We start from the raw sequence: 16,891 nt of genomic DNA, 5'->3' as shown, positions 1-16,891 counted from the left end.
GCTTTTTGTGTTATCCTCTTGCTCTTTCTAGCAGGACCATCATCATCAAACTAAGTGTACAAAGTGATTCTTGATCGTCTGGTATCTCAACCAATCTATCAAGTACAAATCGACGTCCTAACAAAGATGGGGTTTTCTTTAGTCTAAAAATAATTTGACCATTTTGATCTTTAACAATATAAGCTGGGTTAAGGAAATATCCTGTAAACATCCCGATTAATGGCAATTCTCCAACAAATGAATCCCACATTTTAACCCAAGGATTTTCTTCTGTTATAGTGAAAAGATTTTCGCCACGATTATCCAAAATATTATATGTTGCACGCCAAAAAGAGCGCAATCCTTTTCTTGCAACTTTTCCAATTTCAGTGTTGGTAGTAGGGTCAGTTATTGCGTAAGAAGCATTAAAATCTATCCATTTATTAGCTTTAATGGTATACAAAACTTGATTTTTTGCATCGCTATCAAAAACTTGTACGTCGTCTTTTAGTTTAAAAATTTTTGAACGGACATAAGCCTGCATTTGACCATTTTTGTCAGTAATCGTAAAATCGCTCGCAAGTGTTGTTACTTTGAACTTAAACTCAAGAGGATACTGTAAATTTTTCATTTGTTTTATTTTTGCGGATTAAATATAGATTATTTTTTTGAGAATTTATTTTTATTCAACGTTACAATTCTGTAATTTCTTTTACATTGTTTATCTTTGCATCGTAAAAATTTAGAATGAATACGTATATTAAATTTGTAATAGCAGCCATATTTATCGGCTTTGGTATATTTTTAATGTTTAACCGAAATATCGGATGGGGAATTGTAATGGTAATTTTAGCTGCTATTCCGATTCTTTTGTTTTATAAAAACGAATATATCTTATTGGCATTTTGGCAACTTCGAAAGCAAAATTTTGAAAAAGCAAATCAGTTTTTATCAAATATTAAAAATTTTGAAAGTCAACTTCATAAAAGTCAATATGGTTATTACCATTATTTAATTGGACTTACAACAGCGCAAGAAAATAACCCAGCAAAAACAGAAGCTCTTATGAAGAAGGCTTTAGATTATGGACTGAATATGAAGCACGATCGTGCGATGGCGACGCTTAATCTTGCTGCTGGTGCTATGGCGAAAGGTAGAAGACAAGAAGCAACTAAACTTTTGGAAGAAGCAAGAAGCCTTGATTCGGCTGGGATGATGACCGACCAAATTAAAATGTTAAAAGAACAACTGAAAATGCCATCGATGCAAAAACATATGCATAATCCACATATGAGACAAAGAGGCAAATTCCACTAAAATATAAGCTCCGAAATTTTTCGGAGCTTTTTTTATTTTACATTTCAGAATTGTTGGGCGTATCGTAGAATTTAGGCATTTGCCAATGATATTTGACCGCGAGAGATCGAATAGCAACAATTAATAAAATTGTAAAAACCTGAACAAAAGTGTAACTTAGGTTAGCATATTTTACAAGTAATAAAAAAACTGCGCCACCAATGATACATGCTGTTGCATAGATTTCTTTTCTAAAAATTAATGGAATTCTGTTTAATAAAATATCTCTTATAATTCCACCAAAACAACCTGTTATCGTCCCAAGAACAATACATATAAGTGGATGAAGTTCGGCTGTTAAACCTTTTTGTACACCGATTATAGTAAAAAGTCCTAGTCCAAAACTATCGAAAATAAACAATGTTACTTGGAAGTTTTTCTCTAAAGATTTAAAAATCATTGAGACGATGCTAGTGATCAAAATAATGCTGCACATGCGTAGATCGTGCATCCAAAAAACAGGAACATCCAAAAGCAAATCTCTAACCGTACCACCACCTACAGAAGTGATAAATGCGATAATGATAACACCGAATGGATCCAAACGTTTCTGCATTGCCGCGAAACTTCCCGACATAGCGAAGGCAATTGTCCCAAGGACTTCTATCATGAAACTAAACTGTTCGTGCATAAAAAACGCTTATTTCAATTCAACAACAACTGGACAATGATCAGAATGTTTTACTTCTGGTAAAATTACAGCGCGCGAAAGTCGATTTTCCAAAGTTTTTGAAACCATATTATAATCTATTCTCCAGCCTTTGTTACGCTCGCGCGACGCCGCACGATAACTCCACCAAGAATATTGATCGGGTTGATTATTAAAGAATCTGAAACTATCTATTAATCCACATTCGTCCATAAATTTAGTCATCCACTCGCGTTCCATTGGTAGAAACCCAGAAACATTTGCAAGTCGCACAGGATCATGAATATCGATAGCTTCGTGACAAATATTATAATCTCCCGAAATAATAAGATTTGGGATTGTCTTTTTTAATTCTTTAATATAACTTAAAAAATCGTAGCAGAATTGCATTTTAAACTCCAATCGATCGATATTTGAAGCCGACGGTACATAGACTGATATTACCGAAAAATCGTCAAAATCAGCTCGGATAATACGTCCTTCATTGTCAAAACTTTCGATGCCACAACCATAGACAACATGGTTTGGTTTTATTTTGGAAGCGATACCAACACCGCTGTAACCTTTTCTAATTGCCGAATGCCAATAACTGTGATAGCCAGCTTTTTCAAAACTTTCGATGTCAATTTGGTTGTTACCCGCTTTGCTTTCTTGGATACAGATGACGTCGGGATTCGCCAAAGTCAACCATCCGAGAAAGTCTTTAGTAAAAGCAGCACGAATGCCGTTAACGTTATAAGAAATAATTTTCATTCTTGTTTTTCTAATGGCAAAGGTCGGAAATATGTTTGGCTTTTGAAGAATGCCTTTAAAATTTAAATTTATTTTAAAATAAATTTTAAATCATTCTCACAATTTTAATGAACTACCAAATGTATTTACTGCTTTTTGAAAGTCCAAGTTCCTATTTTATCACCTTTTTTCCAAGTACCAGAATTTTGATTAAGATTTCCATAAAGATGAAATCCAGAATTAACCGAAAGAACACTTAACAAGCCGCCATCGTCCAAAACTGCTCCTCCTATAATCTCATCTTCTATCCCATAAGTACCAGATATATATCCATTTTTTATTACTTTAAAGGAAACATTACCACTTTCTGCTCCATTATAAGTGCCAACCCAATTACCCATGTATCTTGAGGTGTAATTGTTTTGTTGTTCTTTTTCAATACGGCGTTCTAACATATATTCACAAGACATCAGGCTGAAAAGTATTGGTAAAGAAATAACATTTAAGATGTTCTTTTTTAGTAATCGTTTTGTCATAATTTATTTTGTTTTTTGAAAGTAAAGTTTAGATGGTGTTAACTGACTTTTTGATTTTTCAAAAATAAATTAAATATCAATCTGTTTGGAATATATTTTTTAGAAGCTAAAACTTGTTTTCTTTTAAATCAATTAAAAATAAAAAAGGCGGAAAAAATCAAAGATTTTTTCCGCCAGTAACCCAAATTTAAATAAACTATGAAAAAAACTATTTGGGTTCCAAAATACTAAATGGAATAATCATTTCTTCTAACGAGATCCCACCATGTTGGTAAGTCTCCTTGTAATAATTAACGAAATGATTGTAATTTTTAGGATAAGCCAAGAAAATATTGTTCTTTGCAAAAATATATTTCGAGCTCAGATTTCCTTTTGGTAGAAATATTTTTTCTGGATTGTTAATTGCCCAAACATCGCTGTCATCGTAGGTTAAGCTACGCCCAGTTTTGTAACGGATGTTAGTCGAGGTTTCTCTATCACCGACAACTTTGCTTGGTTTTTTAACATAGACAGTTCCGTGGTCGGTTGTGATAACCAACTTAAATCCATTTTCTGCCGCAGTTTTAATAATTTTTAAAAGTGATGAATTTTCAAACCAATTGTAAGTCAACGATCTGAAAGTTTTGTCATCTCTAATGAGTTGATCAACAATATTGTTGTCCGTTTTCGCGTGAGAAAGGATATCGATAAAGTTGTAGACAATCACCAAAAGATCATTATTTTTATGTTGGTTAAAATCGTCTAAGATTTTTCTTTCAAAATCCGCGTTAAGTATTTTAAGATACTTCATCGATTTTCCTGACAAACCAAGACGCTTCATTTGATCTTCCAAAAACTCTCTTTCGTGTTCGTTTTTGTTACCTTCTTCGTTGTCATTAAACCATTTGTCTGGGAAACGTTTTTCGATCTCAGATGGCATCAATCCCGCGAAAAATGAATTTCTCGCATATTGTGTTGCTGTCGGAAGAATACTGAAATAATAATCTTCGGAAGTCTTGTTATAGAATCTTGCGAAAAGTGGCTCAATAACTTTCCATTGGTCATAACGAAGGTTGTCAACCATTAATAAAAGAACTTTCTCATCAGCCAATTCTGGTTTCACTTTTTCTTTGAAAAGCGTGTGGCTCATGCTAGGTTTATCTTGGTCGTGTAACCAATCTTCGTAATTTTTTTCGATGAATTTTGAAAACTGAATATTTGCTTCTTCTTTCTGAGATTGTAAAAGATCCGCAAACTCGCTGTCGAATACTTTATCGAATTTAATCTCCCAATTAAGAATTTTCTTGTAATATTCTGCCCAATCTTGGAAGGTTCTTAGGTAAGACAATTCCATACTCAAGTTACGGAACTCTTGCTGATACTCGGTAATTGTTCTTTGTTCTACAAGATTCTCACTTTGCAGATTCTTTTTTAATGATAATAAAATTTGGTTCGGATTAACAGGTTTCAAGATATAATCGGCGATTTGCGAACCAATAGCTTGTTCCATAATATGCTCCTCCTCACTCTTGGTCACCATCACGATTTTTAAGCTTGTATCCTTTTCTTTAATCATTGGGATAGCTTCTAATCCAGAAATACCTGGCATGTTTTCGTCTAATAATGTCAGTTGAAATTTTTCTTTTTCTATAAGTTCTAGCGCTTCGTTAACATTGTTAACTGGTGTGACTTTGTAGCCTTTGTTTTCCAAAAACACGATATGTGGTTTTAGTAAATCAACTTCATCATCTATCCATAAAATTTTTTCTGACATATTTTTAGTGTATAATTTGTATTCGAACTGTATCAAAAGTACGACCAAATTATCTTAAGTTTAAATTAAAAAGCCTCTGCTTATCGTTAAAATAAGTTAATGTTGTAAAAAAGAAAACTCAGACCGAAGTCTGAGTTGTTAGTTGGAATAAGACATCAATTCTTCTTTTTTGGAATTGACGAGCTTGAATTCTAAGTACTTGAATGAATCTCGTGGGATAATGGTTACCCATTTTTTGTATCTAAGGAACCATCTGTTTTGGATGCTCATAAGTCCTTTGGTAAGGTAAGCTTCTACAAATGGATGGACGTGAAGATACAATTTGCCCTTTTCCTTTTGGATAATGTTTCTGATAGATTCTTCCATGCGCTCTACAATAACGATTGGCGCAGCGATTTCTCCGTCTTTGTTCGGATTTTCTTCCTTGGTTTCAATATATTTTTCTGGACGTACCCTTTGTCTTGTCATTTGGATAAGTCCGAATTTGCTAGGTGGTAAAACTTTATGCTTAGCTTTATCACGTTTGAGCTCATCTCGGAAATGCTCATATAATTCTTTTCGATGTTCGGGATCTGTCATGTCGATAAAGTCAATGACGATGATACCTCCCATGTCTCGCAATCTTAATTGTCGGGCAATTTCTGTCGCTGCCATTTTGTTGACATTAAGTGCATGTGCTTTGTTTGTGGTTGCAGACGAAATATTGTTACCTGAGTTGACGTCAACAACGTGGAGTGCTTCTGTATGTTCTATTACAAGATATGCACCTTTGGAGCTTGGGATGTTAACATTCTTCCCAAAGCTTTGTTTCAGTTGTTTTTCGACGTTGTAATACTCCAAAAGCGGAGTAGGCGAGTCGTAAAACTGAACAATATTTTTACTTTCTGGCGCGATAACTTCTAGATAATTTCTCATATCGCGAACCATACTTTCGTCATCACAAATAATGTTGACAAAATCTTGGTTGAAGTTATCTCTCAAGATGGATGAGGCTTTGTCTTCCTCACTTAACATTTTGCTTGGTACTTTATTCTTTTGAATATTTTTGAAACAATCGTCCCATTTTTCGATAAGCTGATTCATGTCATTATGAAGTTCAGCAACTTTTTTACCTTCGGCAACGGTTCTTATAATGACACCGAAACCTTCTGGGCGAATACTTTCTATTAAAGTCCTAAGTCTTTCTTTTTCTGCTGGATCTTTTACTTTTTTTGAAATCGAAATTTTATTATCAAATGGTATCAAAACCAAAAAACGACCAGTTAACGATATTTGTGTTGATATACGTGGTCCTTTTGTTGAGATTGGTTCTTTTGTTATTTGGATAAGAACAAGATCTCCAGCAGTGGCAACTTTGTCAATAGTTCCATTTTTGTCAATAACTTTTTGTATTGCAAAGTCTTTAAGTTTTGACGTGTTTTGTCTTTTTGCAATCGTGTCTTTCAAGAATTTTTGATAAGACAAAAATTGCGGTCCCAAATCCTGATAATGCAAAAATGCGTCTTTGCCGTATCCGATGTTGACAAAAGCTGCATTAAGGTTGGGCGCCAATTTTTTAATTTTTCCAAGGAATAAATCTCCAACGACAAAGTCAGACTCTGACTCGATCTCGTGGAGCTCGAACAATCTACCGTCTTCTAACAGGGCAATCTGTGAAGAATCATTCTCATGCGAAATGATTAATTCTTTCTTCATAAATTTTGTTTTAATAATTGCCTTTTACGAAAGACATCAATAGTCAATTTTTTGCCAATATGGCGTTGTACTTTTGGTATGTAGAAAACAAAATATAGTCGGCGAAAAACACCAACTATATTTATATTTATATGACTGAGAGTCAGAATGTTATTTCTTCTTCTTGTGTCTGTTTTGTCTTCTTCTTTTCTTTCTTTTGTGGGTCGCAACCTTGTGTCTTTTTCTTTTCTTTCCGCTTGGCATAATTTAGAAATTTTATTATAAGTTAATATTAAATTAATTAGTTCTTTACTGCAACTTTCGTTTTTACTTTCTCAACAAAAGTTTTTGATGGTTTGAAAGCCGGAATATTGTGTGCCGGAATTTCAATTGCAACATTTTTAGAAATGTTTCTTCCCGTTTTAGCCGCTCTAGTTTTAATAACGAATGATCCAAAACCTCTTAGATAAACATTGTCTCCATTATACATCGATGTTCTTATCTCTTGCATGAATGCCTCGATAACCTTCTGAGTATCATTTTTTTCTACGCCTAATTTATTTGAGATGATGTTTACCAATTCTGCCTTTGTCATTTCCTTTTTTGTTTATAATTTTGGTGTGCAAATATAAAACATATTTTTGAAAACTTACAAACAAAAGACTGATTTTCTTTATATTGGCGTTAAGCTACTTAAATGGTATCAAACCCATAAACGTGACCTTCCTTGGCGCAAAAGTATAAATCCTTATAATATTTGGATTAGCGAAGTCGTGTTACAACAGACGCAAGTCAAACAAGGTATGCAACATTATCTCAATTTTGTAGAGCGTTTTCCTGATGTTGATGCGCTTGCAAATGCAGATGAAGAGGAAGTTTTGCTTTATTGGAAAGGGCTTGGTTATTATTCTCGTGCTCTTAATCTTCACAAAGCGGCGAAGCAATTGGTAGTCGATTACAATTCAGAATTTCCTAAGACTTATTCCGAATTATTAAAACTAAAAGGTGTTGGCAAATACACTGCAGCGGCGATTGCAAGTATTTCGTTTCTTGAGAAGGTTGCGGCGGTGGACGGTAATTTTTATCGCGTCTTGTCGAGGTTATTTGCTGATGATTTTGATATTTCTAATTCTAGAGCTTTTCAATATTTTTCAGAACTAGCAGAATTAATTATGCCTGAAAAAGATGCAGGTTGTTTTAACCAAGCGATGATGGATCTGGGTTCAGAAGTTTGTAAACCCAAGAATCCACTTTGCTCGGATTGTCCTTTGCAAGATGATTGTCACGCGTTTGCTATCGGAAAAATTAATCAATTTCCTGTTAAACTTAAAAAAACAAAAGTTGAAAATTTAGCCTTAAGTTATCAATTCGTTTATCATGATGACCAGTTTTTAGTTAAACAACGTGACACGTCAGATATTTGGAAAAAATTGTTTGAGTTTCCAAAGAGTTTAGATTTTAATGGAATTGATTTTATTGAAGAACATGAGAAGGTTATTCAACATAAATTAACACATCGCAATTTAGAAATTTCGATTTCTAAAATTTTAATACCAAATAAATCCGATTTTGATAAACTAAAAACTGAAAATGATTTTTTAAGTTTTAGTTTTACTGAAGCCGAACAAAAGTCTTTTCCAAAACCTCTACACGATTATTATATTAAATACTTTTCATCATAAATTGAATTAAAAGAAAAACTTTACATATTTTTGCAAAATTGGTTTTCGGGCTTAATAATCCGAAATTAAAAGGGAATGAAATGTAAGTCTTCAACTGTCCCCGCAACTGTAGATCGTATAAAGAGATTGCATCAAGACCATTGTCGCTGACGAGAAGGGATGTAATCAACGAAAGTCAGGAGACCTGCCAAGTTTAAACTTAACAAAAGGCTTTCGGGAGAAAAGTGATCAGTATGAAGAGATTTTTTTTAAATTTTAGTTTTATCTTTCCAGTTTTTGGTTTCGCCCAAGAAGCTGTCATAGACACAGTTTTCGTTGATTCACAATTTGAAAATGCTAAGAATTTTTCAAAAATTAAAGTGATAAAATCGGACGATGTTCTCAAAAATGCCACTTCACTTTCAGATTTATTGAGTTTCCAAACGCCTATTTATATTAAAGAGAATGGCCGTGGAATGGTGTCTTCGCCTTCTTTTCGTGGAACAACAGCGCAGCAAACCGCTTTTGTTTGGAACGGAATTAACATTAATTCTCAGTTTTTAGGACAAGGCGATATCAATAATATTTCACTTTTAGGTTATGATAACATCGCAGTTAAATCCGGAGGTGGAAGTGTTTTGTATGGCAGTGGTGCTATTGGCGGCTCTATTCACCTAAATAATTCGTTTGGATATAATAAAGGTTTTAAAGGGCAAGTTTTTTCGGAGTATGCGTCTTTTGAAACTTCAAATCCTTTATTGAAAACTAGTTTTAGTAACGATAAATTTAGCTTTCAATTTGCAGTTAATCATAACCGAAGTAAAAACAATTACGAAGTCGAAGAGAGAAATTATGTCAACCGAAATGGCGCTTATGACAATACTGGCGTTAATTTAGGTTTTGCTTACAAAGTTGATGATAAAAACGAAATCTACTCGCAAAGTCAGATTTTTGATGCGATCCAAAATTATCCATTGTTGTCAGAATTTTCGACACCAAGTAAGTATTTAAGCCAAAGTTTTAAAAGTATTGTTGGTTGGTATTTTAAGAATGAAAATTTTAAAAACGATTTTAAAGTTGCACATCTTAAAGATGATTATCAATATTATATGAATTCTAATTTTGCTGCTTCCGAATCTGGTGGCGGGACGAAACAATTCATTTTAAAAGATGATTTTAAATATCAAATAAACGCAAATTCTGAACTTAATTTTTTAGGTGAGGTTAGTCAAATTGAAGCCTTAGGTGTTAAGACTGGAATTGGTTCTGTTAAACGTCGACAAGGTTCTTCGGCGTTATTGTATCGAGATTTTAGTATTAAAAATTTTAATTGGGAAGTTGGCGCAAAGAAGGAATTTGTGGAAGGGGTAAAAAGTCCATTCCTTTTTTCGGTGGCGGGTAATTATTCGGTAGCAGATTTTTACGCTATTAAATTTAGCGCTTCTAAAAATTTTCGTGCACCAAGTTTTAATGATTTGTACTGGAAGCCAGGTGGGAATGAAGATTTGAAACCTGAAACTTCTTACCAATTTGAAGTATCCAACAATTTTAAATGGAAATCTTTGACTGCTACTGTAACGCCGTATTATATGGATATTATAAATATGTTGCGTTGGGTGCCCGGAAAAAACGGAATGTATCATGCGACTAACACGGGCGAGGTTAAATCTTACGGTGTCGAAACACAATTAGGTTTAGAAAAAAAGTATCAAAACTTCTCGTATCGTACAATGCTTTCGTATGCTTTTACAAAATCAGAAGATCAAGCTAATAAAAAACAATTGCCTTACGTGCCTTATCATAAAGTGAGTTTGGAGGCTAATTTTAATTATAAAATATTCGGATTGCATCTACAATCTATCTGGAATTCTAAGATTTTCAGTGATGGTGACGAGTCTGTACAATATATAATGGATCCGTTTTACGTTATTAATTTAGGTGCGGATGTTCAAGTTCTTAAATCTTTAAAACTTGGCGTAAAAGTCAATAATTTGACTTCCGAAGTCTACAGAACGGTGTACGCTTACTACATGCCAAAACGGAATTTTGCGGTTAACATGAATTTTAACTTTTAAAAAATATATATATGAAAATTAAAAATCTATTTGCGAGTGTTTTCGCAGCGAGTTTGTTGTTTATGATAGCATGTAAGGATGATAACGATGTTATTGTATCAAAAGGAGCTTATGAAGGCGGAATCCTTGTAAGTGTCGAAGGTGGTTTTAATAAAAATCAAGGAGAAGTTTCTTACATTACGCCAGATTTAGCTTCGATGAGCGAAAATATTTTTGCTGCAAATAATAATAAGCAAGTCCTTGGTGATGTTTTACAAACACTTGGTTTTAAGAATGATAAAGCTTATTTGGTTGTTAATAACTCTAATAAAGTTGAGGTTGTCAATCGTTATTCTTTCCAAAAGTTGACGACTTTCCAAGTTGAGCAACCAAGAGCGATTGCATTTAACGGAAACAACATGTACATCACAACTAATAATTTCTTCGGAAAATATGCTCTTAATGTTTTTAATGCAGCGAACAACGCGCCAGTTAAAACGATTACTTTTGATAGATACGCAGAGAAAGTAGTTAGCGTTGGTAATTATGTTGTTGTACAAACGGATGGCTCAGCCTATGAAACAACGGAGCCGTATGCAGAAATCCCGTCAGGTCACACGATTACAACGGTTAACGCTGGCACTAACGCAATTGAAAAAACAATTACACTTACAGATGATGGTATCATCAGAGATATGGTTTCTGCAAACGGTTATGCTTATGTGCTTTCTTCTGGTAAAAAAGATTCTTATATTTATGAAATCGATGCAGCTACAGGAAGTTTCAAAAGTTCAAAATTAGCAAATGTTGCTAATGCAGATAAATTAAGATTTGCAGGAGGAAATCTTTACTTTATGGATGGTTCTCGTGGTGTTTATACAAAAGCAACTACTAGTACTGCAGCACCAACTAAGTTGTTCACTTATCCAAGTACAGAAAATCTTTATCCTTATGCTCTTGATATTATCGATGGTAAAATCTACATTGCAGATGTTAACTTCAATTCTTCTAGTAAGGTGATGGTTTATTCAATGACAGGAAGTTTATTAAAATCATTCAGCATGGGTAACGGTGTTAGCGGTTTCTACAAGAACTAAAATTTAGTTTTAAAAATATTAAATGGCGGCAACTTTTCGGAGTTGTCGTTTTTTTTTTGGATTAAATTTTAGAAGCATAGATTTTGCTATTCATTAAAAGCGAGAAATTTGGAGTATTTTTGTATAAATTTTTAAACGATGATTAGGGAGAAAATTGTAATAATAGGAGGTGGCTTTGCTGGTTTGCAATTGGCAAAACAACTGAATGCAGATAGTAACAAAAAAGTTATTTTGATAGATAAGGTTAACCATCACATGTTTCAACCACTGTTTTATCAAGTTGCTAGTGGTCGTATCGAACCTTCTAATATTTCTTTTCCTTTCAGAAAAATTTTTCAACGTTCTCGGAATATTCAGTTTAGAATGACCGAGGTGCAGCGAATTGACACTGCCGAAAATCGTGTAATTTGTGAAGAAGGCACTTTTTCTTACGATAAATTAATAATTGCAACAGGTTGTAAAACCAACTTTTTCGGGAATTCCAAAATGGAAAATTTGACATTTGGAATGAAAAATACACAGGAAGCCATCAGTATCAGAAATCATATTTTGATGACTTTCGAAAAATTAATTATCGAAAAATCTAGAAGTGATGATGGCAACTGGAATATCGTTATCGTCGGAAGTGGTGCAACTGGTGTAGAGTTGGCTGGTGCTTTTGCAGAAATGAAAAACGAAATTCTTCCACGCGATTATCCGCACATGAGTTTTGATCATCTCAAAATAATTTTGATTAGCTCTGGCGAAAAGCCTTTGGAAGCGATGAGTGTTGAATCTCAGAATAAAGCTGAAGAATATCTTGTCAAACTTGGCATTACGTTTATGAAAAACGAACGTGTAACCGACTACGATGGCGAAACGGTTTTCATGCAAAGTGGAAAAACAATTCCTTGTAATAATGTGATTTGGGCGGCTGGTGTAACGGGTAATGTTATTGGAGAATTTGATAAAGAAAATTTAGTCAGAAATCGATATAAAGTTGATCGATACAATCGTGTTATTGGTTTTGATAATATTTTTGCAATTGGTGATATCGCTTATATGGAAACACCAAAATATCCACAAGGTCATCCGCAAGTTGCCAATGTTGCTATTAACCAGGGGAAAACTTTAGGAAAAAATCTTCGTCGCTCATCGTCTAGTCAATGGACCGAGTTCGAATATGTGGATCGCGGATCGATGGCAACAATTGGTAAACACCGTGCGGTTGTTGATCTTCCAGATCTTAAATTTCAAGGTTTTCTTGCATGGTATTTCTGGATGTTTCTACATTTGATGCTTATTTTGAGCGTGAGGAACAAAATAGCGATCTTCTTTAACTGGATGTGGAGCTATTTTAATAAAGATTCTTCACTTCGTTTGATCATCGTTTCTACCAAGAAAAATAATACAGAACAATAATATGAGAATAGATATAATAAGTGTGTTGCCAGATTTGATGCGTAGTCCTTTCGAAACTTCAATTTTGAAACGCGCTATGGAAAAAGGTTTGGCAGAGGTTCACTTTCATAATGTGAGAGATTTTGCAACCAATAAACATCGCCAGATTGATGATGCGCCTTATGGCGGTGGAGCTGGTATGGTGATGATGGTTGAACCTCTAGATTTATGTATTTCTAAATTAAAATCGGAACGTCACTATGACGAAATTATCTATATGACGCCCGATGGCGAAACGCTTAATCAAAGAATGGCTAATCAACTTTCGACGGTTCAGAATTTAATATTCTTGTGCGGGCATTACAAAGGCATTGATCAACGCGTTCGAGATTTACATATTACTAAAGAAATTTCTATTGGTGATTACGTCTTGACGGGTGGCGAATTAGCGGCTTGCGTTTTGGCGGATTCTATCATTAGATTGTTGCCTGGTGTTCTTAATGACGAACAAAGTGCGTTGACAGATAGTTTTCAAGATGATCTATTATCTTATCCAATCTACACGCGCCCAGATGTGTATAAAGGCCTAGAAGTGCCAAAGGTTCTGTTGAGCGGAAACTTCCAAGCTATTGAAGATTGGCAACATGATGAGGCTATCAGGATTACAACAGAACGTCGTCCCGATTTATTCGAAAAAAAGTAAAATTTTTATTTTTCAACGATAAAATTTTTTGTTTGTATATGCCATATGTGTGATAAGTATTTATTTTGTGTTAATTGATAAAATATTAATAGTATATTTTTAATTATTTGTATATTTACTTTATAGTTGATTAATAATATTTAATTATTGTGATTTTATTCGCAAAGTTAGTTGAGTTATTTTTTTAAAGATAACTCATTTTTTTTATGAAAATTTTGAATAATATTACACCTAAATGTTTAATTTTAATATTCTTTAAACATGATTTTTATTATAAAAGCATAGATAATTGATTAATATAGATTAATTTCGTAAAGTTTCAACCGTTTTGTAAAAATTAATAATAATGAAAAGTGCTACACACTATGGTTATCAACTCGACAGCGTTGATAAGGAGATCATCTACATGCTTATGGATAATGCTAAAACATCCTTAGCGCAGATCTCAAAAAATGTTGGTATTTCTACCACCGCGGTACATCAGCGTATCAAAAAACTAGAGCAAGCTGGTGTTATCGAAAATTCAGTTTCATTTCTTAATCCTCGTAAGGTCGGATACAAGGTTGTATCGTACATTGGTGTTTATTTAGAAAAACCAAGTCATTACAAGGATGCTGTGGATGCTTTCAAACAGATTAACGAAATCATCGAAGCGCATTACACGACAGGTAACTACACAGTTTTCTTAAAAGTGCTTTGTAGAGATAATGATCATTTGATGGACATTATCAACCAAATCCAAAGTTTAAAAGGGGTTACAAGAACCGAAACTTTCATCTCTCTGGAGCAAAGTATTAATCGTCAACTTAAAGTTTGATCGATACTTAATAAGATTTTAAGAGTGCACACATGGCGCTCTTTTTTTATCTTTGTACTATTAAATTTTCAACTATGGATATTAAAAAGTATTTAGATTCAACATATCTTAAAACGCCTGCTCAGTCAGGATTAACAGAAGAAGAAACGATTAAAATCGTTAAAAAATTAACTGACGAGGCAATTGATAATCAACTTTTCGCTGTGATGATTCGTCCTGAATATGTATCGGAAATCCGAAATTACATTGACGCTAAAAAAGCAAATGTAATTTTAGGAACTGTAATTGGTTTCCATGAAGGTACGGCTTCTATTGATGAAAAGTTGGCAGAAGCTGAAAAAGCGATTAAAGATGGCGCTAACGAATTAGATTTCGTTATTAATTATGAAGCTTTCAAAAAAGGAGAAACAGATTTAGTGAAAAATGAATTTATTAAATGTACAAAACTTGCTTTAGATAACAGAAAAGTTGCAAAATGGATTATCGAAATCGCTGCTTTAACCGATGAGCAAATTGCTGACATTACTGCTAAAATTTGGATTTGGTCACAAGAGAATTTTTCGGAGACGGATTTCAAAAATATCTTTGTTAAATCATCAACTGGTTTTTATCAAACAGAGGGAGGTAAGCCAAATGGAGCAACTTTTGAAGGAATCAAAATTATGTTAGATAATGCTGGTGAACTTCCTATAAAAGCAGCAGGTGGCGTTAGATCGCACGATGACGCTGTTAAGATGATTGAACTTGGCGTTAAAAGAATCGGCACTTCTTCAGCTTTAGCTTTAACAAAAGATGAAACTTCAAAAGACGGATATTAATAGAGATAAAGTTTTAAACATAAAAAAGCCTCAACATTTGTTGAGGCTTTTGTTTTATCTAGAGTTTTAATTATTGTTTAATAATTTGTGTAACTCTTTGTGTGTTGTCGTCTAATAAATAACGCATTAGATATTTACCAGGACGAAGTTTGTCTAGTCTTACTTCGGCAGCGTTCATGTTAACGCTATATTCCAAAACTTGTACACCAAGAATAGAATAAAAAGTCACAGATCTTATTTTTGACTCATTATCTTTTGCTTTTACAATGATAAAATCTTTCGCTGGGTTAGGATATGCCACCAAAACACCGTCATCACTCTTACTAATTCCTGAGTTGATGCTAAAATTAGCTTTACTAACTTGAGCATTAATCTTAGTAGAAAATGCAAAGGAAAAGCCGATAAAAAATATAAATAGTAAAAATTTCTTCATTTAAATAAACTTTTTTGAAAGTCTAAACACAAATGTATTTAATTCATTTCAATTATACAATAATTATTCCACAATTGTGATGTAAATTTGCAGTAAAATTTTTACTGATGTTTACAAGAAATAGAAGACTTAGATCTAATGCGTCTATTAGAAGTCTAATTCAAGAAACGCAACTTACAACTAACGATTTTGTGTTACCAATGTTCGTCATGGAAGGTAATAACAAAAAGGAAGCCATTTCTTCAATGCCGGGTGTTTTTCGTCAATCTTTGGACTTAACAGTTCAGCAGGTTAAAGAAAATTATGCGCTAGGCATCAAGGCTATCAACATTTATATGAAGGTTTCGGACAACCTAAAAGATAACACAGGAAAAGAAGCTTGGAATCCGAACGGACTTATGCAAACTGCGATCAAAGCGATAAAAGATGCAGTTCCAGAAGTTATCATTATGCCTGATGTTGCCTTGGATCCGTATTCAATTTATGGTCATGACGGTATCATCAAAAACGGAAAAGTGGACAACGATTCTACTTTGGAAGCGCTTGCCAATATGTCAGTGTCATTGGCAGAAGCTGGCGCGGACATTGTGGCTCCGAGTGACATGATGGACGGTCGTGTGTTGGCAATTCGCGAAGCTTTGGATGAAGCCAATTATACAGATTGCGGAATTTTATCTTACGCCGCCAAATATGCAAGTGCGTTTTACGGACCGTTCCGAAGTGCTTTGGACAGCGCGCCAGTAGATTCGCAAGATATTCCAGAGGATAAAAAAACCTATCAAATGGATTTTCATAATTCTCGTGAAGCAATTACCGAAGTTTTGGATGATGTTGCCGAAGGCGCTGATATTATCATGATAAAACCAGGAATGCCATATTTGGACATCGTTTCTAAAGTTCGCGAAATTATCACGCAACCAATTGCGGTTTACCAAGTAAGCGGCGAATATGCAATGATAAAAGCCGCTGCGCAGAATGGTTGGTTGGACAATGACAAGGTTCTTATCGAAAGTTTGACAAGTATCAAAAGAGCTGGTGCAGATATGATTTTCACTTATGCAGCGCCAGAAGTAGCCAAACTACTTAATAAATAATTTTTTTAGGAGCTTAATCCCGCTGTTCGCTATATCTTTTATAGTGACGCATAGTCGGCTCCGCTACGCTCCGTCGCCTCGCGTCACCACAAAAGGATGTCGCTTCCATGGTAAGTTTGCATTAGGATAATTAAGGAAGTAAATTAGTTGATAAT

At 34.0% G+C, this 16,891-nt stretch carries 17 protein-coding genes and 1 riboswitch; of the genes, 9 read left to right on the top strand and 8 right to left on the bottom strand.

All coding sequences use genetic code 11. The features are described from left to right. Positions 1-10: 10 nt before the first annotated feature. Positions 11-610: a hypothetical protein gene (locus RT037_RS10400; protein ID WP_312321889.1), complete on the bottom strand. Its 600-nt coding sequence runs from the start codon at positions 608-610 to the stop codon at positions 11-13. Between the two features lie 116 nt (positions 611-726). Here RT037_RS10400 and RT037_RS10395 point away from each other — a divergent pair, with 116 nt between their 5' ends. Beyond that, positions 727-1,296: a DUF2892 domain-containing protein gene (locus tag RT037_RS10395; RefSeq protein ID WP_313030834.1), complete on the top strand. Its 570-nt coding sequence runs from the start codon at positions 727-729 to the stop codon at positions 1,294-1,296. A 37-nt stretch (positions 1,297-1,333) separates the two neighbouring features. Here RT037_RS10395 and RT037_RS10390 read toward each other — a convergent pair whose 3' ends face one another. The 6 genes from RT037_RS10390 to RT037_RS10365 form a co-directional block, all read right to left on the bottom strand. Then, a complete protein-coding gene (locus RT037_RS10390; protein ID WP_312321891.1) occupies positions 1,334-1,966 on the bottom strand; it encodes a trimeric intracellular cation channel family protein in 633 nt (210 codons plus the stop codon). Between the two features lie 9 nt (positions 1,967-1,975). Next, on the bottom strand, positions 1,976-2,737 hold the full coding sequence (locus RT037_RS10385; RefSeq protein ID WP_312321892.1) for an exodeoxyribonuclease III: 762 nt from the start codon (positions 2,735-2,737) through the stop codon (positions 1,976-1,978). A gap of 125 nt (positions 2,738-2,862) precedes the next feature. Beyond that, complete coding sequence (locus RT037_RS10380; protein ID WP_312321893.1) at positions 2,863-3,252, bottom strand: hypothetical protein; 390 nt, start codon at positions 3,250-3,252, stop codon at positions 2,863-2,865. Between the two features lie 208 nt (positions 3,253-3,460). Then, positions 3,461-5,005 carry a PglZ domain-containing protein gene (locus RT037_RS10375; protein WP_313030827.1) on the bottom strand — a complete coding sequence of 515 codons (1,545 nt, stop codon included), beginning with the start codon at positions 5,003-5,005 and terminating at the stop codon, positions 3,461-3,463. Between the two features lie 138 nt (positions 5,006-5,143). Continuing rightward, complete coding sequence (locus RT037_RS10370) at positions 5,144-6,700, bottom strand: ribonuclease E/G (protein ID WP_312321894.1); 1,557 nt, start codon at positions 6,698-6,700, stop codon at positions 5,144-5,146. A gap of 280 nt (positions 6,701-6,980) precedes the next feature. Next, entirely contained in the window at positions 6,981-7,274 is a 294-nt protein-coding gene (locus tag RT037_RS10365; protein WP_079666019.1) for an HU family DNA-binding protein, read from the bottom strand. Positions 7,275-7,320: 46 nt separating this feature from the next. On the opposite strand from RT037_RS10365, the gene mutY reads away from it, so the two are divergent. The 7 genes from mutY (at position 7,321) to deoC (ending at position 15,209) form a co-directional block, all read left to right on the top strand. Beyond that, entirely contained in the window at positions 7,321-8,361 is a 1,041-nt protein-coding gene (gene mutY / locus RT037_RS10360; protein ID WP_312321896.1) for an A/G-specific adenine glycosylase, read from the top strand. A 22-nt stretch (positions 8,362-8,383) separates the two neighbouring features. Continuing rightward, positions 8,384-8,568, top strand: a riboswitch (cobalamin riboswitch). 26 nt (positions 8,569-8,594) lie between these two features. Continuing rightward, positions 8,595-10,415 (top strand): TonB-dependent receptor domain-containing protein, encoded by a 1,821-nt coding sequence (locus RT037_RS10355; protein ID WP_313030821.1) that lies wholly within the window; start codon positions 8,595-8,597, stop codon positions 10,413-10,415. An 11-nt stretch (positions 10,416-10,426) separates the two neighbouring features. Beyond that, entirely contained in the window at positions 10,427-11,491 is a 1,065-nt protein-coding gene (locus RT037_RS10350) for a hypothetical protein (protein ID WP_313030818.1), read from the top strand. 138 nt (positions 11,492-11,629) lie between these two features. Beyond that, on the top strand, positions 11,630-12,892 hold the full coding sequence (locus RT037_RS10345) for an NAD(P)/FAD-dependent oxidoreductase (RefSeq protein WP_313030816.1): 1,263 nt from the start codon (positions 11,630-11,632) through the stop codon (positions 12,890-12,892). 1 nt (position 12,893) lies between these two features. After that, positions 12,894-13,574, top strand: a complete 681-nt coding sequence (gene trmD / locus RT037_RS10340; RefSeq protein WP_313030814.1) for a tRNA (guanosine(37)-N1)-methyltransferase TrmD — start codon at positions 12,894-12,896, stop codon at positions 13,572-13,574. A 346-nt stretch (positions 13,575-13,920) separates the two neighbouring features. Then, positions 13,921-14,391 carry an Lrp/AsnC family transcriptional regulator gene (locus RT037_RS10335; protein ID WP_313030811.1) on the top strand — a complete coding sequence of 157 codons (471 nt, stop codon included), beginning with the start codon at positions 13,921-13,923 and terminating at the stop codon, positions 14,389-14,391. 74 nt (positions 14,392-14,465) lie between these two features. Beyond that, positions 14,466-15,209 (top strand): deoxyribose-phosphate aldolase, encoded by a 744-nt coding sequence (gene deoC, locus RT037_RS10330; RefSeq protein ID WP_313030809.1) that lies wholly within the window; start codon positions 14,466-14,468, stop codon positions 15,207-15,209. Between the two features lie 70 nt (positions 15,210-15,279). Here the strand turns inward: deoC and RT037_RS10325 are convergent, their stop codons facing one another. Further along, a complete protein-coding gene (locus RT037_RS10325) occupies positions 15,280-15,642 on the bottom strand; it encodes a T9SS type A sorting domain-containing protein (protein ID WP_313030807.1) in 363 nt (120 codons plus the stop codon). Positions 15,643-15,749: 107 nt separating this feature from the next. Here RT037_RS10325 and hemB point away from each other — a divergent pair, with 107 nt between their 5' ends. After that, positions 15,750-16,736, top strand: a complete 987-nt coding sequence (hemB, locus tag RT037_RS10320; RefSeq protein WP_313030803.1) for a porphobilinogen synthase — start codon at positions 15,750-15,752, stop codon at positions 16,734-16,736. Positions 16,737-16,891: the final 155 nt, after the last annotated feature.

Origin of the sequence: Soonwooa sp. (genome assembly GCF_032062245.1) — a bacterium.
Taxonomy (GTDB): domain Bacteria; phylum Bacteroidota; class Bacteroidia; order Flavobacteriales; family Weeksellaceae; genus Soonwooa.
Note: the sequence above shows the minus strand (reverse complement) of the source record. Positions and strands in the feature narration are given on the sequence as shown.